Source organism: Pseudomonas sp. NPDC089743 (genome assembly GCF_044748785.1).
Taxonomy (GTDB): domain Bacteria; phylum Pseudomonadota; class Gammaproteobacteria; order Pseudomonadales; family Pseudomonadaceae; genus Aquipseudomonas; species Aquipseudomonas putida_X.
This window is the reverse complement of the sequence record NZ_JBIVGS010000005.1, coordinates 349,528-375,569: the sequence shown is the minus strand read 5'-3', so window position 1 is coordinate 375,569 and position 26,042 is coordinate 349,528. Positions and strand designations below refer to the sequence as shown.

Annotated in this window: 25 protein-coding genes and 1 tRNA gene; 9 read left to right on the top strand and 17 right to left on the bottom strand. The window is 63.0% G+C overall.

Annotated elements, in window-relative coordinates:
• The coding region (locus ACIPZC_RS12680) for a transposase (protein ID WP_400627238.1) at positions 1–326 on the bottom strand (326 nt) is incomplete at its 3' end.
• Positions 327–572: 246 nt separating this feature from the next.
• Positions 573–1,238 (bottom strand): S24 family peptidase, encoded by a 666-nt coding sequence (locus ACIPZC_RS12675; protein WP_400627236.1) that lies wholly within the window; start codon positions 1,236–1,238, stop codon positions 573–575.
• 130 nt (positions 1,239–1,368) lie between these two features.
• Here ACIPZC_RS12675 and ACIPZC_RS12670 point away from each other — a divergent pair, with 130 nt between their 5' ends.
• Together ACIPZC_RS12670 and ACIPZC_RS12665 are read left to right on the top strand one after the other, a co-directional pair.
• Entirely contained in the window at positions 1,369–1,680 is a 312-nt protein-coding gene (locus tag ACIPZC_RS12670; protein WP_241803286.1) for a DUF6124 family protein, read from the top strand.
• A 438-nt stretch (positions 1,681–2,118) separates the two neighbouring features.
• A complete protein-coding gene (locus ACIPZC_RS12665) occupies positions 2,119–2,634 on the top strand; it encodes a DUF4880 domain-containing protein (RefSeq protein ID WP_400627234.1) in 516 nt (171 codons plus the stop codon).
• 41 nt (positions 2,635–2,675) lie between these two features.
• Here ACIPZC_RS12665 and ACIPZC_RS12660 read toward each other — a convergent pair whose 3' ends face one another.
• On the bottom strand, positions 2,676–3,851 hold the full coding sequence (locus ACIPZC_RS12660) for a Bcr/CflA family efflux MFS transporter (protein WP_400627232.1): 1,176 nt from the start codon (positions 3,849–3,851) through the stop codon (positions 2,676–2,678).
• 327 nt (positions 3,852–4,178) lie between these two features.
• On the opposite strand from ACIPZC_RS12660, the gene ACIPZC_RS12655 reads away from it, so the two are divergent.
• Complete coding sequence (locus tag ACIPZC_RS12655; RefSeq protein ID WP_400627230.1) at positions 4,179–5,327, top strand: M14-type cytosolic carboxypeptidase; 1,149 nt, start codon at positions 4,179–4,181, stop codon at positions 5,325–5,327.
• Positions 5,328–5,375: 48 nt separating this feature from the next.
• On the opposite strand, the gene ACIPZC_RS12650 is transcribed toward ACIPZC_RS12655, so the two are convergent.
• Genes ACIPZC_RS12650 through ACIPZC_RS12620 form a run of 7 tightly spaced genes read right to left on the bottom strand, consistent with a single transcriptional unit; the run spans position 5,376 to position 11,725 of the window.
• Entirely contained in the window at positions 5,376–6,347 is a 972-nt protein-coding gene (locus ACIPZC_RS12650; RefSeq protein WP_400627228.1) for a spore coat protein U domain-containing protein, read from the bottom strand.
• Positions 6,344–8,689 carry a fimbria/pilus outer membrane usher protein gene (locus ACIPZC_RS12645; RefSeq protein ID WP_400627226.1) on the bottom strand — a complete coding sequence of 782 codons (2,346 nt, stop codon included), beginning with the start codon at positions 8,687–8,689 and terminating at the stop codon, positions 6,344–6,346. Before ACIPZC_RS12645 ends, ACIPZC_RS12650 begins: the two co-directional genes overlap by 4 nt.
• Positions 8,690–8,749: 60 nt before the next feature.
• Positions 8,750–9,526, bottom strand: a complete 777-nt coding sequence (locus ACIPZC_RS12640) for a molecular chaperone (RefSeq protein ID WP_241803280.1) — start codon at positions 9,524–9,526, stop codon at positions 8,750–8,752.
• 39 nt (positions 9,527–9,565) lie between these two features.
• Complete coding sequence (locus tag ACIPZC_RS12635) at positions 9,566–10,069, bottom strand: spore coat U domain-containing protein (protein WP_400627224.1); 504 nt, start codon at positions 10,067–10,069, stop codon at positions 9,566–9,568.
• A gap of 9 nt (positions 10,070–10,078) precedes the next feature.
• The gene (locus ACIPZC_RS12630; RefSeq protein WP_400627222.1) at positions 10,079–10,612 is read right to left on the bottom strand and encodes a spore coat U domain-containing protein; all 534 of its coding nucleotides are present in this window, start codon (positions 10,610–10,612) and stop codon (positions 10,079–10,081) included.
• 19 nt (positions 10,613–10,631) lie between these two features.
• Positions 10,632–11,168: a spore coat U domain-containing protein gene (locus ACIPZC_RS12625; RefSeq protein WP_267822554.1), complete on the bottom strand. Its 537-nt coding sequence runs from the start codon at positions 11,166–11,168 to the stop codon at positions 10,632–10,634.
• 29 nt (positions 11,169–11,197) lie between these two features.
• Positions 11,198–11,725 (bottom strand): spore coat U domain-containing protein, encoded by a 528-nt coding sequence (locus tag ACIPZC_RS12620; RefSeq protein WP_400627220.1) that lies wholly within the window; start codon positions 11,723–11,725, stop codon positions 11,198–11,200.
• A gap of 261 nt (positions 11,726–11,986) precedes the next feature.
• Between ACIPZC_RS12620 and ACIPZC_RS12615 the strand changes: the two genes are divergently transcribed.
• From ACIPZC_RS12615 to ACIPZC_RS12605, 3 genes are read left to right on the top strand one after another with little or no spacing between them, the layout of a single operon-like run.
• The gene (locus ACIPZC_RS12615) at positions 11,987–14,257 is read left to right on the top strand and encodes an ATP-binding protein (protein ID WP_400627218.1); all 2,271 of its coding nucleotides are present in this window, start codon (positions 11,987–11,989) and stop codon (positions 14,255–14,257) included.
• Between the two features lie 15 nt (positions 14,258–14,272).
• Positions 14,273–14,734: a response regulator gene (locus ACIPZC_RS12610; RefSeq protein ID WP_012313696.1), complete on the top strand. Its 462-nt coding sequence runs from the start codon at positions 14,273–14,275 to the stop codon at positions 14,732–14,734.
• Between the two features lie 14 nt (positions 14,735–14,748).
• A complete protein-coding gene (locus ACIPZC_RS12605) occupies positions 14,749–17,139 on the top strand; it encodes a response regulator (RefSeq protein ID WP_400627216.1) in 2,391 nt (796 codons plus the stop codon).
• A gap of 123 nt (positions 17,140–17,262) precedes the next feature.
• Here ACIPZC_RS12605 and ACIPZC_RS12600 read toward each other — a convergent pair.
• Positions 17,263–17,337, bottom strand: a tRNA-Gln gene (locus tag ACIPZC_RS12600).
• Between the two features lie 269 nt (positions 17,338–17,606).
• On the opposite strand from ACIPZC_RS12600, the gene ACIPZC_RS12595 reads away from it, so the two are divergent.
• Both ACIPZC_RS12595 and zapE read left to right on the top strand, forming a co-directional pair.
• Positions 17,607–17,849, top strand: coding sequence for a hypothetical protein (locus ACIPZC_RS12595; RefSeq protein ID WP_267822545.1), 243 nt, complete (start codon positions 17,607–17,609; stop codon positions 17,847–17,849).
• Positions 17,850–17,954: 105 nt separating this feature from the next.
• A complete protein-coding gene (gene zapE, locus ACIPZC_RS12590; protein WP_400627214.1) occupies positions 17,955–19,040 on the top strand; it encodes a cell division protein ZapE in 1,086 nt (361 codons plus the stop codon).
• A gap of 33 nt (positions 19,041–19,073) precedes the next feature.
• On the opposite strand, the gene ACIPZC_RS12585 is transcribed toward zapE, so the two are convergent.
• On the bottom strand, positions 19,074–20,963 hold the full coding sequence (locus tag ACIPZC_RS12585; RefSeq protein ID WP_400627253.1) for a propionyl-CoA synthetase: 1,890 nt from the start codon (positions 20,961–20,963) through the stop codon (positions 19,074–19,076).
• Between the two features lie 180 nt (positions 20,964–21,143).
• Here ACIPZC_RS12585 and ACIPZC_RS12580 point away from each other — a divergent pair, with 180 nt between their 5' ends.
• Positions 21,144–22,010 (top strand): LysR family transcriptional regulator, encoded by an 867-nt coding sequence (locus tag ACIPZC_RS12580; protein ID WP_400627212.1) that lies wholly within the window; start codon positions 21,144–21,146, stop codon positions 22,008–22,010.
• On the opposite strand, the gene ACIPZC_RS12575 is transcribed toward ACIPZC_RS12580, so the two are convergent.
• The 5 genes from ACIPZC_RS12575 to ACIPZC_RS12555 all read right to left on the bottom strand — a co-directional run bounded on the left by ACIPZC_RS12575 (position 21,984) and on the right by ACIPZC_RS12555 (position 25,955).
• On the bottom strand, positions 21,984–23,141 hold the full coding sequence (locus ACIPZC_RS12575) for an HPP family protein (RefSeq protein ID WP_400627210.1): 1,158 nt from the start codon (positions 23,139–23,141) through the stop codon (positions 21,984–21,986). The genes ACIPZC_RS12580 and ACIPZC_RS12575 overlap by 27 nt on opposite strands.
• A 206-nt stretch (positions 23,142–23,347) precedes the next feature.
• Positions 23,348–24,667: a sensor histidine kinase gene (locus tag ACIPZC_RS12570; protein ID WP_241803269.1), complete on the bottom strand. Its 1,320-nt coding sequence runs from the start codon at positions 24,665–24,667 to the stop codon at positions 23,348–23,350.
• A complete protein-coding gene (locus tag ACIPZC_RS12565; protein WP_241803268.1) occupies positions 24,664–25,332 on the bottom strand; it encodes a response regulator transcription factor in 669 nt (222 codons plus the stop codon). Before ACIPZC_RS12565 ends, ACIPZC_RS12570 begins: the two co-directional genes overlap by 4 nt.
• Positions 25,333–25,647, bottom strand: coding sequence for a PepSY domain-containing protein (locus ACIPZC_RS12560; RefSeq protein ID WP_241803267.1), 315 nt, complete (start codon positions 25,645–25,647; stop codon positions 25,333–25,335).
• The gene (locus tag ACIPZC_RS12555; protein WP_400627207.1) at positions 25,647–25,955 is read right to left on the bottom strand and encodes a PepSY domain-containing protein; all 309 of its coding nucleotides are present in this window, start codon (positions 25,953–25,955) and stop codon (positions 25,647–25,649) included. Before ACIPZC_RS12555 ends, ACIPZC_RS12560 begins: the two co-directional genes overlap by 1 nt.
• Positions 25,956–26,042 lie beyond the last annotated feature (87 nt).

The following is a 26,042-nucleotide window of genomic DNA, read 5'->3' as shown; positions in this document are numbered from 1 at the left end:
TTCAAAAATCGGGACAGCAACCGAGCATCAGAGGGGTCAGTTTTAACCCGCCCTCCAACACTTTTCCTGTAGTTGCTCAGTTGGAAACCATCGATGACATAAACGTCGAAACCAAAGCCATGGGCTAGCTCAACTAGGTCCAGATGGTAGACATTGGTCGCCTCAACAGCGATTGCAGTGCCGAGGGGCTGTTGCTTTAGCCAGCTTTTGATTTCGGGCTTGGTATTTTTCAGCCTGATAATTTCATCACGATCATCGTGATGAATCACTAATTCGGCTTTTGCGACATCCGCACCCACGATCATTTTGTTTACCTGCATTGCCATGGGCGGCTCCTCGCGTTATGGTTTTTGAGCTTGAAGGGTTTTCACCAAGAGGCGCTGGCTTGCTTCTATCGTCGCTTGCAAACGATGCATTCTTTATCGGCGCTTTGGTGGAAGGGGTGGGGCGATGTCTCCCACAGTCTGTACTGGGTCAACAGTCAGAATCCGGCATTTAGTCCCACCACCCCTTCAAGTCTAACCATACAAGCCGGCTTGCCGGCGATTGGGCTGCACAGCAGCCCCGACAATCTAGTAAGTACCGTGCGCCCGTACGACTACCCCAAGAAACTCACACCCGTCCTCACACACCAACGCCGGGTAGCTGCTGTTCAGCGCCCGCAGATACCGCTGCCCGCCCTCTTCGGCCAGTTCGCGGAGAATCGCCGATTTGCCAGGTTGGCGCGCAATCACCAACCGCCCAGGCTCAGCCTCCAGCCCCGGGTCCACCAGAATGCGCATGCCTTGCGGCACGCTACGGCCACTGGCCGTACTCATGGCATCGTTCTCCACCGTCAGCCAGAACGCTTTGCCTTGCGCCATGTACTCGGTCTGCTCGTACACCGTGGCCTGCTCGGGCGCTGATTCACCCAACGCATCCCAGCCTCGCACCGGGTAACGAAAACACACGATGTAGTGCATCAGGTCTACATCGTCATCCTCTTCATCCAGCACATAGCGGCCAGCGTCCTCACCCACCTGGCCCAGTACCCGCAGCTGCATGCTCACGTGGTAGTGGGGCATGCCCAGCTCGACGAAGACGCGGTTCATCGACTCGACCTTGGGCTGGCGCCGCTTGTTCACCCAATGCCCCACGCTGCCCTGGGAAACCCCAACGCGTTCGGCGAGCTGTTCTTGGGAGATATCGAGCTCCTCCATCCGGTCACGGACGAGGGCAATCCATTTATCCATATTCATCGCTGGCACGATACGGACTGCCTTCTAGCGCTCAATAAACATTCAGTATTATTTCTCATAAAGCACACAAATACTTTAGGTATTAAGATCAGTGCGGACCTTTTCCCTCTTGGCTTATGCAGGTATCAGGATGAAACCACCGAAAAACGACGAAACAGAACTCGACAGCGAAGCCGCACGCCGCGCCCTCGACTACTACCTCAACCCCAACCCACCGCGCCCCAGCATCGACAACAAGATCTGGACACTCCACGAAGGCGTCACCGCAGACCAGGCCCAGGAGCACGCCATCGCCCTGCTGCGCTGCGCTGCCGCCACCGCCCACGAAACCGCCACCCATCAGGAAGGCAGCCACCGCGAATTGACCTTCGCACTGATGCATATGATGGACATGGCCAGGGCACTGCTGGAGCACAAGCGAGCCGTACAGAGCGGTCGTTAGGCTGGAACTGGAATAGGGAGAGACGTGATGGCCAGGTAACGGCAAAGGCCCCGATTGCCGGGACAAGGAAGTGCTTCAGCCGTTTTTTTTCACCGGATAGGCGAAAAAACATTTGACTGGCAAATGATAACGATTATTATTGCACTCAGCTGATCGCGAGATCTGCTGGATAACCTGGAGCTTAGGTCGCTCTCAGATTATCTCCTCATCAGGCTAATCACGGTTTTTGACCCGGCTTTTTGCCGGGTCTTTTTTTTGGCTCTTCAGGCTAATGAAGATCGTTGATGGCCGCGATGATAGCAAAAATGTTTCAGGGCGTGAAAGCTCATTACAAAACTTTGCGGAATCAGCACTTGAGAATCAATCTCGTTTCGCCTACTCTGTTTCCGCATCACGGAAGATGCCCCCACCCCTGCCCTCTTGAGCAAGGAGCTGACCATGAGCCGCCTGCTGCTGCCTGTTGAGCATCCAACACCCACCGCTGGCCACGACGCCGAAGCTGCCCTGCTGCATGGGCTCAAGCGCTTGCCACGCCGGGTTCAGCAGGTGTTCCTGCTCAACCGCCTGGACCAGCTGGACTACGCCAGCATCGCCACGCGCCTCGATTTGCCCTTGCTGAGCATCGAACGGCACATGAACCAGGCCCTGCAAACGGCACGGCCCCACGGTGATGCCGTGGCGAGCGTTGCCGGCCAATGGTACGTACGGCTGCAGAGCCCCGAGGTCACTACCTGCGAGCGCATTGATTTTCGACGCTGGCTGGACGCCGATCCAGCGCACCTGCAAGCCTTCCATGACACCGAACTGCGCTGGCGCAGCCTGCTCGCCCCAGCGCGGGAGCTGGGCCACGATGGCTGGTATCGGCAAGGCCGAGCGGCGATTTCGTTGGGTGGCTGCTCGATTGCAGTAGGGCTGAGCGTGGCGGCGCTGGTGCTGTTTGGTTACTGGGCATAAGCCGTCAGGGACGGCAGAGGCAAAGCCAGCCCACCTGCAGATCAAGGCTCGTGCCTGAATCGCCCGGCCACGTAAGCGAGAAGCAGCCAGCCTGACAGGCAAGAGACTATAAAGCTCGCCGCCAGATTCGTTGCCAAATTCACCTCGCCTGAGGACGCCACCAGCAGGCTCACCCCCCCGCCACACGCAAAAAGCAATGTGTTGCTGACCGAGGCAGCAGTCCCTGCGCGATCGGGGTGCCGACTGAGCGCATAGGTGGTTGCAGCCGGGCGAACGATGGTCGTGCCGATGGTGCAGATCGTTAAGGGCAACACTAGTTTGATCAGCACCCGTTCATCGCCTGACAAAGCAAAGTGCAGAGCAACGCCCGCAGCGCCTATCAGGGCAAACCCACAACCAATCTGCGCCTGTGTACTCAGCCTTCGATTCAGCTTATTGGCAATGACACCGCCGACCATGCAGGCCAACCCATAGAGCAGAAACACCATGGAGAAGGCGAACTCCGTCAACCCTAGCCGCCCCATCAATAACAAGGGGGATATGACGACAAATGAAAAATGACAGGCAAATGCCAAACAGGAAAACAGCGAATACACAAGGAACGTTCTGTCTTTCAGCACTTGGCAATAGCCCGGCAAAAAACCGCCTCGATCACGAGAGGCTCCAGTGTCCTCCACCAACATAAAACAAAGTAACAGCACCCCTGTTGCCAGCATGACAAACACCTGAAAACTTGCCTTCCACCCCCCATAGTGCTGAAGCACACTGCCTGCCAACGGCGACAACGCAATAAAGACACCGCTCGCACTGGTCAGAAGGATTCGCATCGCATCGCGCTGTTGGCCACTGTAACTGTCCTGCACCAGCGCTTGGCTTAGTACGAAACAGCCACAGCCCATGGCCTGCAACAGGCGGAACACCATGAAGGTCTCATAGTGTACGGCGCGCAGGCAGCCGATTGCCCCCACGATGCCCAGCAGGAGCCCCGCGATCAGCAAGCGCTTTCTTCCCACGCAATCGGAAAGCGGGCCGATCACCGCTTGGGATAACGCCACACCCAGTGCAAATAAACTCACCGAATAGGCAATGCGTTTTGTATCGACTGCAAAATACTCAGCCATGTGCGCAACAGAAGGCAAAATCACATCGAGCGGGAATACACCCAGCAGACTAATAAGAACCAGAAAAATCGATAGGGCAGTAGTTTTAGCAGGCACGCCACAAACTCCGGTTTCTGACCACAGGGCGCTGAGCCGTACGCCGAAGCGTTGCATCACTTTTTAAGGCCATATACGAAACCACACCGGCAAGATACACAAGCGGAGTTGCTCATTGAAATATCCCAAAAACGTGTAGGACTTTTGAGCCCGACATCGTGCCGTTACGCCATTGGCCCCCGTCCGACTGCGTTCAAGTACTTGCGTACTCAAGCCAGCCATTAACTTTTCAACAACAGGAAATCATCGTGGGTGCTGTTTTTGTACACAGCCTCCCTCACGAGGGGTGTACAGTACCCCCACAACAAAGCCCAAGGAGCCACGCCAATGACCGTGACGCTGTCCCCTCTGCAAATCGACTGCGCTTTCGATTCCGGCAACATCCAGGTCCTGGATGCCAGCAACCCTGCCCGGGTCCACCTGGCCATTCGCCCGGACACCCACAGCGGCCACTTCCAGTGGTTCCACTTCAAGGTCAGCGGCCTCACGCCCGGCCAGGTTCATCGCTTCAGCTTGGACAACGCCAGCGAGTCTTCCTACAAGAACGCCTGGGACGGCTACAACGCCGTGGCTTCCTACGACCAGCAGACCTGGTTCCGTGTGCCCAGCCAGTTCGATGACAAGGCGCTGGCCTTTGCAGTGGAAGCCGAGCAAGAGCAGATCTGGTTCGCCTACTTCGAGCCCTACCCGCGTGCCCGCCACAACCAGTTGATCGAGCGTGCCCAGCAGATCCCCGGTGTCGAGTTACTGGCCCATGGCCGTAGCGTGCAAGGCCGCGACATTCCGCTGTTGCGCGCAGGCGACGGGGCCGCAGGCAAGCGCAAGCTCTGGCTGATCGCCCAGCAGCACCCGGGCGAGCACATGGCCGAGTGGTTCATGGAGGGGGTGATCGACCGGCTGCAAAGCAATGACGCAGTCGTCCAGCAATTGCTGGCCAAGGCTGACCTGTACCTGATTCCCAACATGAACCCCGATGGCGCCTTCCTCGGCCACCTGCGCACCAACTTCAAGGGCCAGGACCTCAACCGGGCCTGGCAGGACGCCAGCGTCGAAGCGAGCCCGGAGGTGTTCTTTGCCCAGGCGCAGATGAAGCAGTACGGGGTGGATGCGTTCATCGATGTGCATGGGGATGAAGAAATCCCGCATGTGTTCACGGCGGCCTGCGAGGGCAACCCCGGCTATACGACGCGTCTGGCCAGGCTGGAGGAGCAGTTCCGTAGCACCTTGTGCAGCATCACGCCTGACTTCCAGACCGTGCATGGCTATACCCGCGATGAGCCGGGGACGGCCAATACGACACTGGCGTGCAATGCGGTGGGCATGGCGTACGACTGCCTGTCGCTGACCCTGGAGATGCCGTTCAAAGACCATGACGATGCCCCCAACCCGAAGACCGGCTGGTCGGGAGCGCGGTCCAAGGCATTGGCAGGGGCGGTGCTGGAAACCTTGCTGAAGATGGCTGACGACTTGCGCTGATCAGTGCAGGCCTTTTCTCGGGGCAAGCCCGCGAAAAGGCCTGCACAGTCAAAACTGCACATCGAGTATCACATTGTCGGTATAGGTCGCCGCCGGCGGTGTCGCCTGGTCGGTGTAGACCTTGGCGTTGTAGTTGAACACCTGGCTACCCGTGCCAGTCCCCGCCCCGGGGTTGACATTGGCATCGCTGCTCGAGCGCCGCGCGCTGCCCACGGCTCCCCACCGTACGGCGCCCGCGCTTTTGAAGATGTCGTAGGCCAGGTAGTTGTTGGCAGCAGACTTCATCCTCCGACGCCCGCCTGCTGCATTCTGCCCGTCATCCAGCCCGACCGTGTAGCTGCTGCCCTTGGTACAGGACAGGTTCACGCTCTGGTTCACCGTGCCGAACCCCGCCACTACCGGCGCACTGCCAAAGCTGATGGTGGGCGTCGATATCTGGCAATCATTACTCACCGTCAGGCTCACCGTGAGGGTCTGGTTACCCGAACCCGTGTCGCGCCCCAGGCACAGATTGCCCAGGCCAATGCCTGAGCAGTAGTTCCAGACCCAGGCAAGGTTCAGCGTCTCGGTATAGACGCCGGCCGCCACGTTGGCGCCAACCGAAGTCTTCAAGTACACCGGCACAGACTTCGGGGAATTGCCATTGAGCAGGCCCAGGGCGTCGATCAGGCCGTTGCGGGCGAAATCGAACTGGGCGCCGCGAGTGATCGGGTAGCTGGTCGTATTATTGGCATAGATCGTATAGGGGATGACATCCCCGGTCGGCCCTACCAGCCCGCTGGTAGGTGATGTGATGGTGAGGTAGAAGTGGTCACTGCTCACTAGCAGGGACAACAACGACCCGGTGCATTGCAAACCCGCATTGGTGGTGGAGGCACTCTGGATGGCGGTGCGCACCAGGGTCGAGTTGACGGTGCCGAACGCCGCTGGTGCGGTGGCCACGGACGAACATAACGCCCAGGCCGACCCCGCCGGCAGCGCCAGCATGCCGATCAGCAGGCCGCGCACCCCCTTGCTCATCGGCACACCAGAGGGCCGATCAACGGGATCGAGCCTTCTGCCTGGGGCAAGTCGAATTCGACCTGACACTGCCCTCCTCCCTCCAGCCTGACCTGCAGCTGGTTATGCGCCGAGAGGTTCTCCAGATAGACCAGCCCGTCCCAACCCACCACCGCCTGGCTGCCACTTTCACGGTGGCTGACCGTACTGCCCAGCTTGAGCGGCTGCTGGTTGCCATCGACCAGCTCGATGCTCGCCGCCAGCACGCGCTTGAGCGGGAATTCCAGCAAGTAGCCGCTGCCACGACGCACCGCGACCCGCTGCTCCACCTGTGTCGCGAGCACATCGGGCGGCAGATCCATGGGGTCGATCTCGTACTTGCCGCGGTAGTAGCCGCTGCTGTACGGCACCAGCAGGTGGCCGTTGCGGTCGGTGCGGCCGATCTCCTGATTTTCGTAACGCACGGGCACATCGGCATAGCCGCCGGTGCTGACCACCACAAAGGCATCGTCGATACGATTGGCGGCAAACACCCCGGCGTCCATCCACACCAGCGAGCCGCTGGCGTCGGCCCATCGGGTCATCTCACCGCTGCTGCCATACACGCCGGCCTGCAATTGCACCGACTGCAGGCGCCAGGTGGCGTCCGCCTGGCGGTAGGCATCACGATCACCTCCGGTGGCGTAGCCAAGGTTGTAGCCGACACCGCCGCCCACCGGCACCGCGCGGCTGAAGTTGACCCGCTGCAGGTCCTCGCCTTCCTTGCTGCGCTCCATGCTCACCGCCAGGGTGCCGCTGAAGTCGATCGGGATCACCCATTGCGCCTGCACCGCCCACTGGCTGTCGCCGACCTCGCGGTTGGCCGACAGGTAGACACTGCTGTTGCCCCACAGCGGCTTGCTCCAACTGAGGTTGATCAGCCGGGTGCGTGAGCCGTCACCGGCGCGCACATCGAAGTAGCCCGCGCCAAGGCTGCCGAAGCGTTCCAGGTTGAGGCTCAGGGTGACCTGCTCGCTGCGCTGGCTCAATTGCAGGTCCGGGCTGTCGACCCGGCTCAGGTCGGCGTACGCATCATGGCGCTGCAAACGCTGATAGCTGAAACCGAGGCGCTGGCTGTTGTACTGATAGCCGAGGGCGACCTGGTGGCCCTTTTCACCGTCGTACTGGCTCTGGGCTAAGGCAGCGTTCAGTACGCCGAAAGTGCCCAGGCGCACATTCGCGCCCAAACCGCCAAGCAGCAACGATTCTGCGGTTTCGACATGGCTTTCGAGGGTGAAGGCATCGCTGACGCCATGGCGCAGGCTGGCCGAGGCGACGCCAGGCCCGTAGCTGAAGTCGCGCACGGCATAGTCACGGCGCAGGCTGCCGGCGGCCATGGAGAAATCCGACAGGCCTTTTTGCAGCAGGCTGCTGGTGACGTAGAACGGCAACGTGGTGGACACCTGGCGCCCCAGGGCATCAGTGGTGACCACCACGGCCTCGCCGGCACCGTTGATGAACGGCACGTTGGTCAGGGTGTAGGGGCCAGGCTGCAACTCCGTGGTGCTGGACTTGTAGCCGTTGATGAACAAGTCCAGCGAGGTTGGCACTGCCGCCTCCCCCGCGAAGGCAGGCAACGGATACGTGACCAGGTCCGGGCGGGCGGCAAAGTCACGCGACAGTTGCAGGCCGCCCACCCGCACCGAACTGGTCCAGGGCAACGCACCGGTGACGAAGTCGCCCGCTTCGTAAGTCAGCAGGCGCTGCTCGTCGGTGTAGCGCCAGGTGGTGTCGTAGCGCAAAAAGCCCTGACGGCTGTCGTCGGCCGCAGCGCCGTTGAACGACTGCCGCCACTGGCCGGTGGTGGCAAAGGTGCCCCAACGGTCGAACAGGCGCAGCTCATTCCAGGCTGCCAGGTAAGTCCCCCCCTCGTCGGTGTCGTTCAGGTACAGGTCATAGTTGAACAGCGCGCCGAAACTGCTGCGTGCATCGCTGGCCGGATACAGGTTACGGTCGCCGACCTGCTGGTCCGGGAGCCAGGCCGGTGGCACTTGCAGCAGCAGGCGCTGGTTCTGGCTGTCGTAGTCGCTGTGCAGGCCCGCGATGGCATCCAGGGCCACCTCGCCTTGCGGGTTGCCCGGCAGGGCGATGCCGGCAGCGCGCAGCACCTGGCTGTCGAGGAACAGCCCCCCGGCGCGCTGCTGCACCGGCACCAGCTCAGCCCTGGGCACCTGGTTCACCAGCAGGTCCAGATACAGTGTGGCGTCGGCAATGGCGGCGGCCTCGGTAGGCGGCGGCGGCAGCTCGTCGGCCACCGCCAGGCCGGGGCCGATGAGCGCCAGCCCCAGGTACCAGCGGCGTGTCGCCCGCGCCAGCCATTTCACACACGCATTCCAACCATTGCCGGGTCCTCCCTGGCCCCTGACATTCATTCAATAGTGGCTTCATTGCCCTTGGCGGATCGCCTCGGCCACCTCCTGGCCGTTCACCCTGCCCTTGAGTACGCCGCTGGCGTTCGGTGCAACCGGTGCCGGCCAGCGCATGCTGGCCCCGGGCAGTACATACCCCAGCAGGCCCTCGGCCAGTGGCCTTGCCTGGCCGCCCTGCTGTACCACCACATCGGTCAGCCGGGCATGCACCGGGCCGGTGTTGCGCAGCTCTACATAGGGTTTGCCCTGCACCGTTACCGGTCGCCAGCTCAGCTGCGGCTTGCCCACGCCGCTGGCGCTGCGCTTGCCTTGCGGATCCGGCTTGCCCCACAAACCTTCGCCATAGACGAACAACGGCACCGAATAGCGCATCTGCAGGCGGATGGCCGCAGTGGCGCCCTGGTTGGCGTTGTCCGTGGGCAGTGGCGAGGGAATTTCGTCGATGATGATGCGGTAGGCCTGTTCCTGGCCGGCCGGTGAACTGCCGGTGCGGGTGAGGCGGATCAGTTGTTTCTGGCCGGGGGCGATGGTCGCTACCGGCGGGCTGCCGATGATCTCCCGCTGGGCCTGGAACTGCTCCTGGTTATCGCCCTGTCGCCAGGCAAACACGCGTACCTGGAGGCTCGCCGGGGCGCTGCCGCGGTTCTCCAGCCACAGCGCGCCGGCCTTCTGGTCAGCCTCCAGCACCGGGTCGATCGGCCAGATCAGCACCGAGGTGGCAGCCCCCGCTGGCAAGCTCGCCAGCAGCAATGCCCCGATCAAACCCCGCGCCCACTTCGCGCCTGCCTGCATACCGCTCTCCTTGATTGATTGTCAGGGGCCCCGGTCGTTTCACCAGGTCACCGCCACCTGCACGACGTCGGTGTAAGTGCCGGCCGGCACAAGGCCGGTGAGCTGCGTGCGGCCATACACCGACAGCTTGATCGCCGTCGGGTCGCTGTTGTTCAGTGCCACGCTCTGGCCCACGGCGATGCTCTGGCTGTAGGCCGCGTCCTGGTACAGTTGGTAGGCCAGTAGCTGCGTGCCGCCGCCGCGCTTGAGGTAGCGCGTGCCGCTCACCGCGTTCTGCCCACCGTTCAGGCTCATGCTCAGGCTAACGCCGGGCGTGCACTGGAAAGTCACCGTGGTCCCGCCCAGGGACGTGCCGAGGGTCCCGGTCGCCAAGGCCGACTGGGTGCCGTAATCGAGCACGCCATACTGGCTGACGCCGCCCACCACCAGGCAGCCCGCGGTGATCGTCGCGGTGACCTGGAAGCTGCTGCTGGTCGCCGCATCCAGTGGCGTCGCCAACAGGATGCCCAGGCCTGCAAGGGAGCCACCCAGCCAATAGCGCATGGCTGCGGCTCAGAACGACAGCTCGACGGCCACCGTATCGGTGTATACCCCGGCTGGCAGGCCGGCCTTGCCGCGCGCCTGACCATAGAGGTTGACGGTCTGAGCAACCCCGGTGCTGGTCGGCAGCGTGATGGTGCCGTCGATGGCCAGCAGTTGGGTACGCCCAGTGTCGGTATAGAAGTCGTAGGGCACGAAGTTGCCGTTGCCGTCTGCCAGCGCCCGGGTACCGCCAGTCGAGGCACCGTCGTTGGCCCCCGCACGCACGCGGATGGCTGGCACCGTACCTGCGGAGCAGAGGATGCTCATCGCACCGCCGCCGCCACCGAGCACCTCGCCGTTGGCGGTGGTGAACAACGCTTCCTGAGTGCCGAAGCTGAGGGTACCGAAATTCAACCCCGAGGTGCCTGTGGTGCCGTTGACCTGGCAAGCGGAAGTCAATGTCAGGGTGGAGCTGATGGTCCCGGTCACCGTGGCGGCCTGGGCGTGGCATGCCATCGCCAGGCCAAGGCCGGCGAGCATGCAGTGGGTGAGGTTCGTTCGCATCGGGGTCTCCTTGCGGGAATTACCAGTCCAAAGTCACTCTGAGCGTGTCGCGGTACAACCCGGCCGGCAGCGCACGCGGTTGCGCCACCACAACGCCGAAGATGGGGATGGGAATCTGTTCGGTGCTGCTGATGGTGAAGGCACGCGCCTGGCCGATGCCATAACGGCTATTGCCGCCGGGGTCGAGCGCCAGTTGATAGGGGATCATTTCACGGCCATTGCTGAGGCGCCGGACGCCATCGCTACCGTTGAGGCCGCCGTTGATGCGCACGTTGAAAGCCCTGACCTGGGGCGTGCAGCTGATTTGCAGGCTGCCCTCGCCGTTCGCTTCGTCGACCCGGCTGCGCAGCGGCTGGTCCCAGTTCGGGCCACGCTCGCCGAAGTCCATCAGCCCAGGGTTGCCGAGCGTGGCCGGGGGCTGGTCGCCACTGCTGATCTGGCATGCGGCGCTGATCACCAGACGGGCCTGGATGAAGCCGGTGGTCGTGCCATGTGCTGCGCCGCTGGGCAGTAGCAGCGGGCCCAGGCTGAGCAGCAGGATGGATGTACGGTTCATGGCATGACGTCCTTGTGCATGTTGGCTCGCTACCAGGTGACCGTGACTTTGAGCAGGTCGGCATACACGCCGGCGTGCGGCACCCAGGCCAGCTTGTCGATACGGGCGTACAGCGGCAGTTCGACCGTACCGCTGTCCGGCACGCGCGCGGCGTGGGGCTGGCCCACGATCACAGGCTCGCGCCAGGCCGCATCGCGGTACAGCCGGTAGGGGATCGGCCGCGCCCTGGCGTCGCTGCTGGCCAAGAAGCGCAGTTCACCGGCACCACCGTGCTGGCCACCGTCGACACGCACCTGGTAGGGCGTATCGGGGTTGCATTCCAGGCGCGGTGGCCGCTGGTTGAGCAGCTCCGCGCTCAAGGGCGTACCGGGCCCATCCAGGCGTGCGGCAGTGCCCAGGTCGAGCCGACCGAGGTCCTGCGCCCCCGCCTCGCGCTGCTGGTTGACCAGCATGCAGCCTCGTTGCACCTGCACGCGCACCTCCACGAGGAAGTCCGCTGCTACGGCACTGCCAGTCAACAGCAGGCCCCACAGCGTCACCACACAGCGTCCCGTCACTGACACGCCCCTTTCAAGGTCCTGTGTCTGAGCGTAGCAGCCGGTGGCTTACCCGTGGCCGCTGCCCGCCATTCTTTGGTAGTAACAACAAAGGGTTAGATGGCTGCCCTGCCACGGCCAAGAAATTTCCGAGCGGCATCGAACCCATGCCCATCCAGCGCCTCCAATGGCCATAGGCCGGCAAACCTTTGCGCATTCTGTTACGGTGCGCAGCAGCCACCGAGCCCGCATCAGACGCATGCGCGCCATGCATGGACGAACATGACAGGAGCGTATCCATTGACGACCACAGACATCGCACTTGCCGAAGCCGTGGAACGCTGTGCCCAGGAGCCCATTCAGGTTCCCGGCAGCATTCAACCCCACGGTTTTCTGCTGGTGCTGGACGAACAGGACCTGCGTATCCTCCAGGCCAGCGACAATGTCGCCCGCTGGCTAGGCGTGCCCGCCCAAGAAGTGCTGGGGTGCACCTTCGCCGACGTGGTCAGCGACAGTTTCGACCTGCGCGCCCATCTTGAGCGCTTGCCCGGGGATGACGTTTTCCCGTTCTACATTGGCGATGTGTACCTGCGCCAGGGCGCGCCCTTCAGCGACCGCCTGCGCCTGCTCACGCATCGCCATGACCAGGTGCTGATCGCCGAGTTCGAACCCGCTCGCCAGCCCGCGGGCCAGGCCCTTGAAGGCGACTATTACCCACTGGTGCGTAGTTTTGTCAGCAGCCTGAACAACGCCGCCAGCCTGGAAGAGTTGCTGCAGCAGACCGTGCTGCAAATAAAGCAGATCACAGGTTTTGGCCGAGTCAAAGCCTACAGCTTCGACTCGGAAGGTAATGGCCAGGTGCTGGCTGAAGTGGCCGATGCCGGCTATCCCCGCTACCTGGGCCTATGCTTCCCGGCCTCGGACATCCCCCGCCAGGCCCGGGAGCTTTATCGGGTCAACCGCATCCGCGTGATCGAAGATGCCAACTACCAGGCCGTGCCGATGGTACCGGCGGCCAACCCGCGCACCGGCCAATCGCTGGACATGAGTTTTGCCGCGTTGCGCAGCGTGTCGCCGGTGCACCTGCAATACATGCGCAACATGGGCACCCTGGCGTCGATGTCACTGTCGATCGTGGTCGATGGGCAACTGTGGGGGCTGGTGTCGTGCCATCACCAGCAACCTCGCCCGGTCGATCTGCGCACCCGCACGGCCTGCGAGCTGCTGGCCAGCGTGCTGTCGCTGCAGATCGAATCGCGTGAATCCCACGCCAATACGCGCAAGCTGCTCGACCTGCGCCAGCACATCGTCCGGATGATCTCCTCGATGGCCGACCATGACAGCGTCAGCGAGGGCCTGCGCGCCCTGCCCGAGGTGCTGTTGGCGTTCGCCGGGGCGAGCGGCGCGGCGGTCATTTCCGCCGAGCGCTGCGACCTGATTGGCCAGACGCCGCCGGCGGCGCAGGTCACTGCGCTGGTGCACTGGTTGGCCCAGCGCGATGACGAGACGGTGTTCCAGAGTGACAACGTGCGCCGCGACATCGACGAACTGCCCGAGCTGGCCGAGCATGCCGGTGGCGTGTTGGCGGTGGCCATTTCCCAGATCCATTCGCACTACCTGCTGTGGTTCCGCCCCGAGCAGGTACGCACGGTCAACTGGGCCGGGCGGCCCGACAAACAGATAGGCCCGCAGGGGGCACTGAACCCGCGGCACAGCTTCGAACACTGGCAGGAACAGTTAAGCGGCTACTGCGAGCCGTGGGACCCGCTGACGATCGAAGGCGTGCTCGAACTGCGCACTGCAGTGCTCGGCATCGTCTTGCGCAAGGCAGAAGAACTGGCGCAGCTGGCAAATGAACTACGCCGTTCGAACAAAGAGCTCGAAGCCTTCAGCTACAGCGTGTCCCACGACCTGCGCGCACCGTTGCGCCATATCGCCGGCTATAGCGAACTGCTTGGCGAGATCGAAGGCCAGGGCCTGAGTGAGCGCGGCCGGCGCTTTCTCAAACACATCGAGGAGGCCGCGCAGTTCGCCGGCAGCCTGGTGGACAACTTGCTGAATTTCTCGCAGATGGGCCGCTCGGCGCTGCGCCTGTCCGATGTCGACCTCAATGCCTTGGTCGAAGCCATTCGCCAGGAACTGGCGCCCGATTACGAAGGGCGTGAGATCATCTGGAACGTGGCGCCGCTGCCCAAGGTGATCGGTGACCCGGCCTTCATCAACCTGGCGCTGCACAACCTGATCGCCAACGCCATCAAATACACCCGTGGCCGCGAGCCTGCACGCATCGACATCGGCGCCCACCTGCACGAAGAGGAAATCGAAGTCTATATTCGCGATAATGGCGTGGGCTTCGATATGGCCTATGCGAACAAACTCTTCGGTGTGTTCCAGCGGCTACACCGCATGGAGGACTTCGAGGGCACCGGGATCGGCCTGGCCAGCGTGCGCCGGATCATCGAGCGTCACGATGGCCGAGTCTGGGCCCAAGGTCAGGTCGACCAAGGCGCCAGCTTCCATTTCACCCTTCCCCGTCATCCAGAAACAACCTGAGGCACCCGTACAATCATGCTCAAGCCTATCCTGCTGGTAGAAGACAACCCCAGGGACCTGGAACTCACGCTCCTGGCCCTGGAGCGTAGCCAGTTGGCCAACGAGGTCATCGTGCTGCGCGACGGCGCAGATGCCCTTGACTACCTGCTGCGCCGCAACACCTATGCCGAGCGTGCCGACGGCAACCCTGCGGTGTTGCTGCTGGACCTGAAACTGCCCAAGGTCGATGGCCTGGAAGTGCTCAGGGAAGTACGCGCCACCCCCGAACTGCGCAGCATCCCGACGGTGATGCTGACGTCTTCGCGGGAGGAGCCGGACCTGCTGCGTGCCTATGAGCTGGGGGTGAACGCCTACGTGGTCAAACCTGTGGAGTTCAAGGAGTTCGTTGCGGCGATTTCCGACCTTGGGGTGTTCTGGGCCGTACTCAATGAACCCCCACCCGGCTCGCTGCGCCTTAACCGGCGTGGCAGCAACTGAGGCCAACCGCAAAGATGCTGCCAACGCCGCTCAAATTACTGATGGTTGAAGACAGCTCGCTGGATGCCGAGCTGACCCTGCTGAGCCTCGAGCGCAGCGGCTTGCAGCTGCAATCGCAGCTGGTGTTCGACCATGTCGCCGCCGAGCACGCCCTGGGCGAAGCCAGCTATGACCTGATCCTGTGTGACTGCGTGCTGCCGGGCTCGTCCGGCACCGACGTACTGGCCATCGCTCAGCGACTGGCGCCGGACACGCCGTTCATCTTCCTTTCGGGCATTTACGGTGAAGAGCACGCGGTGGAGATGATCCGCCTGGGTGCCACCGATTATGTCCTGAAAAAGAACCTGCCGATGCTGCCCAAGGCAGTGCGCAGGGCGCTTACCGAAGTGCAGGAGCGCCAACGGCGGCGCCGTGCCGAGGAAGCCTTGGCGGATGTGGAGGCACGTGCACGGATCGCCATCGATGCCGCCGGCATGGGCACCTGGGATTTCCGTCCGCAGGAAGGGCTTTTGGTGTGGGATGCCCGCTGCAAGACGCTGTTCGGTCTGCCGGTAGACACCGAGATGAACCTCGATGTTTTCTATGCAGGCATCTACCCCGAAGACGTGCCCCGCGTACGTGAAGCGGTGGAATACGCCATGCGCCCGGACAGCGACGGGCTTTACCGGGCCGAATTCCGCATTGCCCAGCCCAACGGCCTGGAGCCGCGCTGGCTGCTCAGCAGTGGCCAGAGCCAGTTCGTCGATGGCCGCTGCACGCGCTTTTCGGGCGTGCTGCAGGACATCCACGCACAGCGCCTGGCCACCCAGGCGCTCAAGCAACTCAACGAAATGCTCGGCGAACGTGTGGAGCGGCGCACCCGCGAGCGCGACCGGGCCTGGGAACTGTCCCAGGACCTGCTCGCGGTGCTCAACAAAGACCTCACGCCGGTCGCCCTGAACCCTGCCTGGGAGGCCAGCCTGGGCTTCTCCCGCGAGCGCCTGAGCCAGACCTCGTTATTGCATCTGCTGCCTGAACCGGACCAGGAAGCGCTGCTGACCGAATTGGCCGCCCTCTCTCATGGCCGCACCAGCGCCCGCTTCGTCGGCCGCATCCAGCATGCAGGCGGTCAGTTGCGCTGGCTGTCATGGGTGGTGGTACCGGAGGACACCCTGCTCTATGTGGTGGCCCGCGACATCACCAGCGAGCGCGAAGCAGCCGTAGGGCTGGCGGACGCCAACGAGCGCCTGCGCGAACAGATCGCCGAGCGCGAGCGCATCGAAGCGGCGCTGCAGCAGATGCAACGGCTGGAGGCGGTTGGCCAGCTCACTGCCGGTGTTGCCCACGACTTCAATAATCTGCTGACCGTCATCCTTACCGGCTCAAGCTTCCTCGAGCGTGACCTGGACAAAGGTGACCTGGAGAAAGCCCGCAAGCGCCTGACGCACATCCGCGAGGCCGGTGAACGCGGCGCCAAGCTGACCTCACAGTTGCTCGCCTTCTCCCGCCGCCAGCGTCTGGAACCGGTGCCTCTGAACCTCAACCGCACGTTGAGCGGCCTGGAGGAATTACTGCGCCGCACCTTGGGCGGGAGCATTTCTGTGCGCCTGGACCTGGACCACAGCCTGTGGCAAGCGCTGACCGACCCGACCCAGACCGAAATGATCATCCTCAACCTGGCGATCAACGCTCGCGACGCCATGCCCGACGGCGGCCAGCTGACGCTGTCCACCCGTAATACGCGGATCAAGGCCCGCCCGCAGCGGCCGGAAGACCCAGAGCCGGGTGAGTACGTGATGCTGAGCATTCGCGACACCGGCTGCGGCATGAGCGAAGAGGTGGTGGCCAAGGTGTTCGAACCGTTCTTCACCACCAAGGACATCGGCAAAGGCTCGGGCCTGGGGCTTGCACAGGTGTTCGGCTTTGCCAAGCAGTCGGGTGGCGGTGTGCGCATCGACACCGCGCCAGGGCATGGCACTCAGGTTGCCGTCTACCTGCCTGCAGTGAAGCATGAACGGGCGGTGGACCCGGTGGTCCCGGCTGCATCGCAGTCGGTCAGTGACACGGGCCGCGACCGCACGGTGCTGCTGGTGGATGACGACCACCTGGTGCGCGACATGCTCGGCGATGTGTTGCGCCAATACGGCTATCAGGTACGCCAGGCACACAGCGGCGAACAGGCATTGGCCCAGCTGGACGACGAGATCGACCTGTTGCTTACCGACTTTGCCATGCCTGAATTCAACGGTGCCCAGTTGGCGTTGGCCGCACGTGAAAGGCATCCGCGCTTGCCGGTGGTGTTCCTGACCGGGTATGCCGAGCTGGAGGGTCTGGATTTACCGGACAGCCTGGTGATGCAGAAGCCGGTGCAGGCTGAGGAGCTGGCCCGCGTGCTGGATGAACTGCTGCGGGTGAACAGGCAGTAGGGCTTGAGCGCAGAGGCCATCGCCAGTACGCTGGCGACCGGCTTCTACGCACGCCAGACACGACGAAACCCAGCGCCGATGGTCATCTGCACTGAATCAAGAAGGTGTATTGCAAAGAGAAAATGGCAGGGGCGGCTGGATTCGAACCAACGCATGGCAGGATCAAAACCTGCTGCCTTACCGCTTGGCGACGCCCCTGTATCGGATGCAGCGTTAGCTGCTCTGACTTTTCCAACTGAGTGACAACTGGGTTGTTGTCTTGGAATGCGCGGCACTTTAACAACATTCTCTGGACGTGGGAAGCCCCTTTCGCAAAAAAAATGCTTTAAAACAGCAGGTTAGTGTTTTGCAGGCCTTTCACACGTACCAAAGTGACCATCCGTCGCATTTATACCGCCTCGCTTCAACACAATCGCATTGCGCCCTTCCAATCAGATAAGCAATTTGCATTGACCAAGGAGGATGCCATGCCTGTTTCCCACGACCTGTACCAAGACCTGCACTACCCCCGCGAAATCGTTCAGCAACGCCGTCAGCAAGACAAGACCCTCGACCGTCTGCTCGACGAATACATCGACATCGACAATCAGGTCCTTGCAGCTGAGGCGATCTCGGCCGGCAACTTTCAGGACGACGACCTGCGCCTGCTCAAGGAGCGCCGGCTGACCATCAAATACATGATCGAGCGCCAGTTGGAGCGCAAGGTTTGAGTCATCCGGCCAACTGATAGAAGCACCGCACTTTTTCTATTGGTTTAAAGGGCCGACCTCAGGCAAGCTGCGCGCTGACCTTCCTTTGCCCAAGGAGCTTAGCTTTTGTCTGCCTGGATCCCCTCCCCCCTGCGCCAACTGAGCCAACGCCTGCGCACCGCCACCTCCAACCAGAGTGAACTGCTCGCATGGTTCGAAGACAAGGCGCGTAGCCGTGGCTATCAGCTCAGCGACGGCCAGCGCCGGGTCATCCATGCCATGGCCGCGCAGCTTGCCCGCTTGCCAGGGGGCGAACCCCGCAGTCTGTACTTGTACGGCTCGGTGGGCCGCGGCAAGAGCTGGCTGCTGGACGGGTTTTTCCAGGCAGTGCCGGTCGAGGCAAAAAAACGCCTGCACTTTCATGATTTCTTTGCCCGCCTGCATCAGGGCATGCATCGTCACAGGCTGCTCGACGATGCCTTGGGCGCGACGCTGGACGAATTACTGGGCGACTGCCAGGTACTGTGTTTCGACGAATTCCATGTGCATGACATCGGTGATGCCATGCTGCTCACCCGCCTGTTCAATGCCTTGTTCGCACGTGGCATCTTCCTGCTGGTGACCTCGAACTACGCACCCGAGGGGCTGCTGCCCAATCCGCTGTACCACGAGCGATTCCTGCCGGTGATCCGCCTGATCAATGGCCGTATGGAGGTACTTGAAGTCGGCGGTGACACCGACTTTCGCAGCCTGCCGGCCAACCGTGAACACCAGCGTTTTACCCAAGGCCACTATGTATGGCCTGGCGATGCGGCCCAGCGCCAGGCGCTGAAGGTGCCGGCCGCGCAACCGCTCACGCTGGAGGTGAACAAACGCAACCTTCGGGCGCTCGTCAGTGACGGCAGGACGGTGATGTTCGCCTTTGACGACCTGTGCGAGCAGCCCACAGCGGTGATCGATTATCTGCAGCTTGCCCAGCATTTCGATACCTGGGTCATCGACGGGCTGGATGACCTCTCGGAGTGCTCATTGGCAGCGCAGCAGCGCTTCGTCAACCTGGTGGACGTACTGTACGACCAGGACTGCCAGGTGACGGTGATCGGGCAGCGGCGGCTGGAAGAGAGCCTGGGCGGCCACGTTGCCGACCTGATGCGCACCCGCAGCCGGCTGGGGCAGTTGCATCAGGTCGGCCCGCAGACGTTCCCCGGCTGAACACGCGCATTCGCCCGTTGGCCAGGCCAACGGTCAGCCTGCTCTGGGCAGATCCGCCAGCACCGCTTCGATCTCTCTGAGCACCGCCGGATCATCCAGTGTCGAGGGCGGCACATACGCCTGGCCATCGGCAATCTTGCGCAACACCGCCCGCAGGATCTTGCCCGAGCGGGTCTTGGGCAGCCGCTTCACCAAACGCACTTGATTGAAGCACGCCAACGCGCCGATCTGCTCACGCACCTTGCCCACCAACTCCACCGACAGTTGCGCCTCGCCAATACCCTCACCGTCCTTGAGCACCACCAGCGCCAAGGGCACCTGGCCCTTGATCTGGTCGTGCACACCGATCACCGCGCATTCGGCCACCGCAGGGTGGCACGCCACCAAGTCCTCCATCTCGCCGGTGGAGAGGCGATGGCCAGAGACGTTGATCACATCATCGGTTCGCCCCATGATGTAGACGAACCCGTCGTCATCCAGGTAGCCACCATCACCGGTGTGGTAGTAACCCGGGTAGGTCTGCAGATAAGCCTGCAGGTAGCGCTCATGATCGCCCCACAAGGTCTGGCTGCAACCGGGTGGCAGCGGCAGCGCGATGACGATGGCGCCCTGATGATTCGGGCCCAGCAGGTGCCCATCGTCATCCAGCACCCGAACGTGATAGCCCGGCACTGCGCGGTTGCTCGAACCCGGCCGCGCCGCGCTGCCCTCGAGCCCCACGCACGGCGCGGTGACTGGCCAGCCCGTCTCGGTCTGCCACCAATGGTCGTGCACCGGCTTGCCGGACACCCGCTCCAGCCACTGGTGGGTACTTGAATCCAGTTTTTCCCCGGCCAGGAACAATTGGCGCAGCGAGCTCAGGTCATGTCGGCGGATCAACTCGCCATCCGGGTCCTCCTTGCGGATCGCCCGCATGGCGGTCGGCGCACAGAACAGGGCATTGACCCGATACTGCTCGACCACACGCCAATAGGCCGAAGCATCCGGGGTGCGGATCGGCTTGCCTTCATAGAACACCGTGGTGCAGCCGCTCATCAGAGGGCCATAGACGATCAGCGAGTGCCCGACCACCCAGCCCACATCGGAAATGCCCCACCACACGTCGCCCGCCTGCATGCCGTAGATATGGCGCATGGCATAACACAGGGCTACCGCGTTGCCACCGTTTTCACGCACGATGCCCTTGGGTTTGCCCGTGGTACCCGAGGTGTAGATGATGTACAGCGGGTCTGCCGCTGTCAGCTCGACCGCAGGCACAGGCTCGGCTTTCATCAGCGCTTGCTGCCAGTCAAGGTCGCGCCCTGGCTGCAACTGGGCGCGAACCTGGGGCCGCTGCAGCACCAGCACCTGACGCGGCTGGTGGTGAGCCAGTTGCAGCGCGCGGTCGACCAGCGGCTTGTACTCGATCACCCTGTCGAACTCCAGCCCGCAGGACGCCGTCAGCAGCACGCTTGGCCGCGCATCATCGATACGCAGGGCCAGTTCATTGGCTGCAAAGCCACCGAACACCACTGAGTGCACTGCACCGATACGCGCGCAGGCGAGCATGGCCATGGCCGCCTGCGGCACCATCGGCATGTAGATGATCACCCCATCGCCTTTGCCAACCCCTAACCGGCGCAGCAACCCGGCCAGGCGCGCTACTTCGTCACGCAGCTGGTTGTAGCTGAACACCTGCTGCACGCCGGTCACGGGAGAATCGTAGATCAGCGCCGCCTGCTCGCCACGGCCCAGCTCGATTTGCCGATCGAGGGCCAGGTAGCAGCTGTTCAGGCGACCGTCGGCGAACCAGCGATGGGTGCCGTCGGGGTTTTCCTGCAGGGTCAGGGTGGGCTGGCGATACCAGGCCAGCTGTTTGGCCTGTTCGGCCCAGAAGGCAGCAGGGTCGGCAATGGAATGGGCGTAGTCGTGCTGGTAGGTCATGTCGATGGCAACCCGGTACTTGTTGTTATTGAAGGGCGAGCCTTGAGTATGGACCGCCACGCCCCGGCTGCCATGGGACTAAAGTCACAACGCATATGCAGATTTGCAGCGCCGGCGAAAGCGCCCCACAACGGTGCAAAGCCTCTAGAATAAGCCACCCTCCCCGCCACAGAGCAGCCCATGGATATCGAGCAGGCCCGAACCTTTCTGGAAGTCGTACGGTGCGGCAGCCTCGTCGCCGCCGCCGAGCGCCTGTTCGTGTCACAGACCGCGATCACCGCCCGGGTGCAGCGCCTTGAGCAGCAACTGGGCTGTCAGCTGTTCGTGCGCAGCCGCAACGGCGCCAGCCTGACCAGTGATGGCGAAGCCTTCGTCAGCTATGCCAACCAGCTGGTGCAGACGTGGGAAGCGGCGCGCCGTGATCTGCCACTGCCCGAAGGCTGCCAGCAAGTGCTGCACGTAGGGGCAGAAGTGAGCCTGGGCAACCCGATGCTGCTCGACTGGGTCAGCGCCTTGCACTGCGCGTTACCCAGCCACGCCATCCGCAGCGAGGTCAGCGACGGTGAGTCCTTGCTGCGCAAGGTGGAGATGGGCCTGCTGGACGCCGCGCTGGTCTATCAGCCTACCTACGGTCCGGGCCTGCAGGTGGAACAGTTGATGGAAGAAAAGCTGATCCGCATACGCCGTGTCGCGCAACCCGACCCGTATATCTATATCGACTGGGGCGAGGCATTCCGCCGCCAGCACGACGCCGCCCTGCCCGACTGCGCGCGACCGGCGCTGAGTTTCAACCTCGGGCCGCTGGCCCTGCAGTTCATTCTCGACAAAGGCGGCAGCGGCTATTTCCGTACCCGCGTGGTGCAGGCGTATCTGGACAGCGGGGTATTCGAACGGGTGCCGCAAGCCCCGGAGTTCACCTACCCAACCTTCCTGGTATACCCACGCAAGTGCGACAGCGAGGCACTGCAACAGGCCTTCACGCTGCTGCGCCGGCTGATAGCCTCCGGCACCAGCGATTGGTCACAACGCTGGGACCCGCTGATCTGAAACGCCGCCAGCGGCGCTGAGCAACTGGCGCTTGAGGCCCGCGATCAGGTCGGTCTGGGTGATCACACCGACCATCTGGTCGCCATCGATCACCGGCAGACAGTGCAGCCCTTGTTCGCACAGCAGGGGTAACAGACGTACCAAGGGGTCCTGGCTGCTGACACTGATGACCTGCCGGCTCATCACCTGCTCCATACGCACGGCGTTGCGCCCGAAAAGCCCCCGCCAGCTGAACCGGCCACGTTGCATGGCCGGGCCGAGCAGATCGCTGAGGCTCACGATACCCACCAGCTTGCCCTGCTGCAGCACCGGCAGGGTTTTCAGGTGATGACTGGCGAGCATCTTCCAGGCCTGCTCCAGGGTGGTATCGGGTGCGGCGAACTGCACGTCGCGGGACATCACCGACGCTGCAGTGATCCCGCCCAGGCTGCGCTGCAGGGCATGCTGCTCGGTGGCCAGGATGATGCGTTCCAGTTCATCGCGGGTGACGTCGACGAACGCCCCCAACTCGTCCAATGCCTGATCCAGGTCCGCACCCGTGACCCCGACCCGCTCGCTGGGCAACGGGTCGTGGGTGTGGTGCTGGTCCTTGCGTGGCGCAGCGCCCTTGGGGTAATGCACCCCGGTCAAACGGTTGTACACCACGGCCACCAGCACCAGAATCAGCGCGTTGAGCAGCACGGGCTCCAGCAGGTGGTCGCCCAGCGCCGTCAGCCCTGAATCGGCCAGCACTGCGCTCACCGCAACACCGCCCCCCGGCGGGTGCAGGCAGCGCAACAGGCACATCAGCACAAGCGAGAGGCCCAAGGCCGTCGCCGCGACCCACAGGTGGGGGCCGAACGCCTCGCGCATGAAAAGGCCCACTGCGCCGGCCAGCGCGTAGCTGCCCAGCACCGGCCAAGGCTGTGCCAAGGGCCCGGAATGCACGGCGAACACCAGCACTGCCGAGGCCGCCAGAGGGCCCAGTAGGTGCAAGGCGATGCCGGGCCCGTAGGCCATACCGGTCAACCAGCCGGCGAGAAACAAACCGAGCAGCGCGCCGATGCCGGCACGCAGCCATTGTTTTGGAGGGATATTCAGGGGCGGCGGCAACAACCGCTGCAGACGACTTTCGGAACGCAAGGCAGTCATTCAAGTAATCGTGTTCGTGGTGCTGATCAAAAGAAAGCCCAGCCGACCTGGCCTGGGCCCTAGGGGCTCCGTCCGTGGAGAGATGGAAACCGCAGGGTTTCTTCAGGTGATTGTGCCGCGCAGCTCCGGGCTTGGGCCAATTCAAAAAAATGCGCCTGCACTGCAGTTTTTTTGCAGTGCCGCTGCCGCGACAGGGCCAAAGCGCTTCAGCGTACCTTGCGCGGCAGATCGATACTCACCCGCAGACCGCCCAAAGGGCTCTGCTGCAAGGCCAAAGAGCCACCCCAGGCATCGACGATATCCCGCACGATCCCCAGCCCAAGGCCATGGCCATCCACTTGCTCATCCAGCCGCGAACCGCGCTCCAGCACCTGCAGGCGCTGGCTTTCAGGTATGCCCGGGCCGTCGTCGTCGACCCACACCTGGTAGCCTTCGCCCGTCGGGGCAATGCCCAGGCGCACTTCGCTGTCTGCCCATTTGCAGGCGTTATCCAAGAGGTTGCCCAGCAGTTCAAGGAAGTCCTCCCGGTCCCAAGGCAGCAGCAACCCGGGTGGTACATCGCGTTCGAGCAGCAAGCCTTCGCCATGGATCATGCCCAAGGTGGCGAGCAACCCCGGAAGCTCGGTGTCGCAGTCGAATTGGGCGCCAGGCAGCGCATCCCCAGCCAGGCGCGCCCGGTTCAGCTCGCGTGCCAGGCGCTGCTGGATCTGCTCCAGCTGCTCGCGCAGTTGCGCACGCACCTCGGGCAAGTCATTCAGGCGCTCGCTGGACGCCAGGCTCAGCAGCACCGCCAATGGCGTCTTCAAGGCATGGCCCAGGTTACCCAAGGCGTTGCGCGAACGGCGCAGGCTGTCTTCGGTATGGCTGAGCAAATGGTTGATCTGGCCCACCAGCGGGGCCAGTTCGCTGGGTACCTGGGCGTCGAGTTGCGAGCGCTGGCCTTGCTGCAATTGGGCAATCTGCTGACGCGCGCGCTCCAGCGGGCGCAACGAACGGGTGACGGTGATGCGCTGCAGCACCAGCACCAGGATCAGCGCCACCAAGCCCATGCCCAGGCCAATCTGCTGCAAGCGCCGGAACCCTTCGCGCACAGGCGAATAATCCTGAGCGACGCTGATCGAGATGTCCTGGCCTAGCCGCCGGTAGTCGGCACGCAGTGCAAGCAACTGCTGGCCTTCCGGGCCCAGTTCGTGGCTGTCGGAGAGGCCGGGCGCGGCTGGTTTGGGCATGTCCAGGTCCCACAGCGAGCGCGAGCGCCAGGTGCCCTTGTCGAAATCGATGCGAAAGTAGTAACCGGAAAACGGCCGTTGATAGGCGGCGGAAATGCGCCGCTCATCCAGCTGCAACCCCGAAGGCCCACGCACCAGCGCCACCAGCAGGTTCTCGCTTTCCTTGCGCAGGCCGTTTTCCAGATAGCGCTGCAAACCCGCCTCGAACAGCCACAAGGTAAGCTGCGCAAGCACCACCCCGACCACTACCAATACGGCCACCAGGCCCAGGCTCAAGCGTGCCTGGATCGATTTCACCCGGCGCTCCCGGCATAGATGTAGCCTTGCCCGCGGCGGGTTTCGATGACGCTGCGGCCCAGCTTGCGGCGCAGATGATTGACGTGCACTTCGAGCACGTTGGAGTCACGCTCGGTCTCGCCGTCGTACAGGTGCTCGGCCAGGTGGCTCTTGGAGAGGATCTGCTGCGGGTGCAGCATGAAGTAACGCAACAGGCGAAATTCAGCAGCGGTGAGCTGGATATCAACCCCTTCGCGGCTCACGCACTGGCGGCTTTCGTCCAGGTGCAGCCCGGCAGCTTCGAGCCTGGGCTGGTTGGCAAGCCCCCGCGCCCGGCGCACCAGCGCCTGAATGCGCAGTTGCAGCTCCTCCGGGTGGAAGGGCTTGCTCAGGTAATCGTCCGCCCCCGCCTTCAAGCCCTCGATGCGCTCGGCCCATGAGCCCCGTGCGGTCAGGATCAGCACCGGCGTGGCCAGACCTGCGGCACGCCACTGCGAAAGCACGTCCAGGCCCGGCAACCCCGGCAGGCCAAGGTCCAGAATGATCAGGTCGTAAGGCTCGCTCTGGCCTTGGTACACGGCGTCGCGGCCGTCGGCCAGCCAGTCCACGGCATAGCCTTGGCGCTGCAGGCCAGCGGTCAGCTCATCCGCCAGGGGGACATTGTCCTCGACAAGCAACAGGCGCATTCAGTCATCTTCCTCGTCTTTGAGCAGGGCACCGGTGCTGGCATCGAGCTTGATCTCACGCACCACACCCTCGGTGGTCAGCAGCTCGACTTCATATTCGTAGCGATCATCGTCTTCCTCCAGCTCCGCCTCCAGCAACCGCGCCCCGGGGTGACGCCCCAGGGCGGTCTCGAGCAATTGCTCGAGCGGAAGGATCACGCCGTTGCGACGCAGCTGCAGGGCCTCATCCTGGTCCAGGTCGCGCGCAACGGCCAAGGAACAGACCGCCAGCAGCGAGAGAGCCAGGTAGCGCGCCGACCGGGTCACGTGGATCATCAGTTGTCCTGTTCGTCCTTCAGCACTTCACCGGTCTTGGCGTCCAGGTCGACGTCCCATTCGACGTTCTGGGTGTCACGCATTTCGACCTTGTAGATGTAGCGGCCGTATTCGTTTTCCAGCTCCGAATCGGTGACGGTGGCGCCGGGGTGCTTGGCAACCGCAGCGGCCTTGAGCTCATCCAGCGATTTGATGGTCTTGGCATTCACCAGCTTGACCACTTCGTCAGGTCGGACGTCCTTGGCCAGGGCGACGTTGGCACCGAAAGCAAGCGCAGCGGCAGTGAACAAGGCAGTCAGAGTTTTCATCAGATTCTCTCCATCAGGGTGTGCAATTTGTCTACGGGGTTAAGATTATCCACCGGTCCTTAACTCAACCTGAAAAAAGCTGGCGTC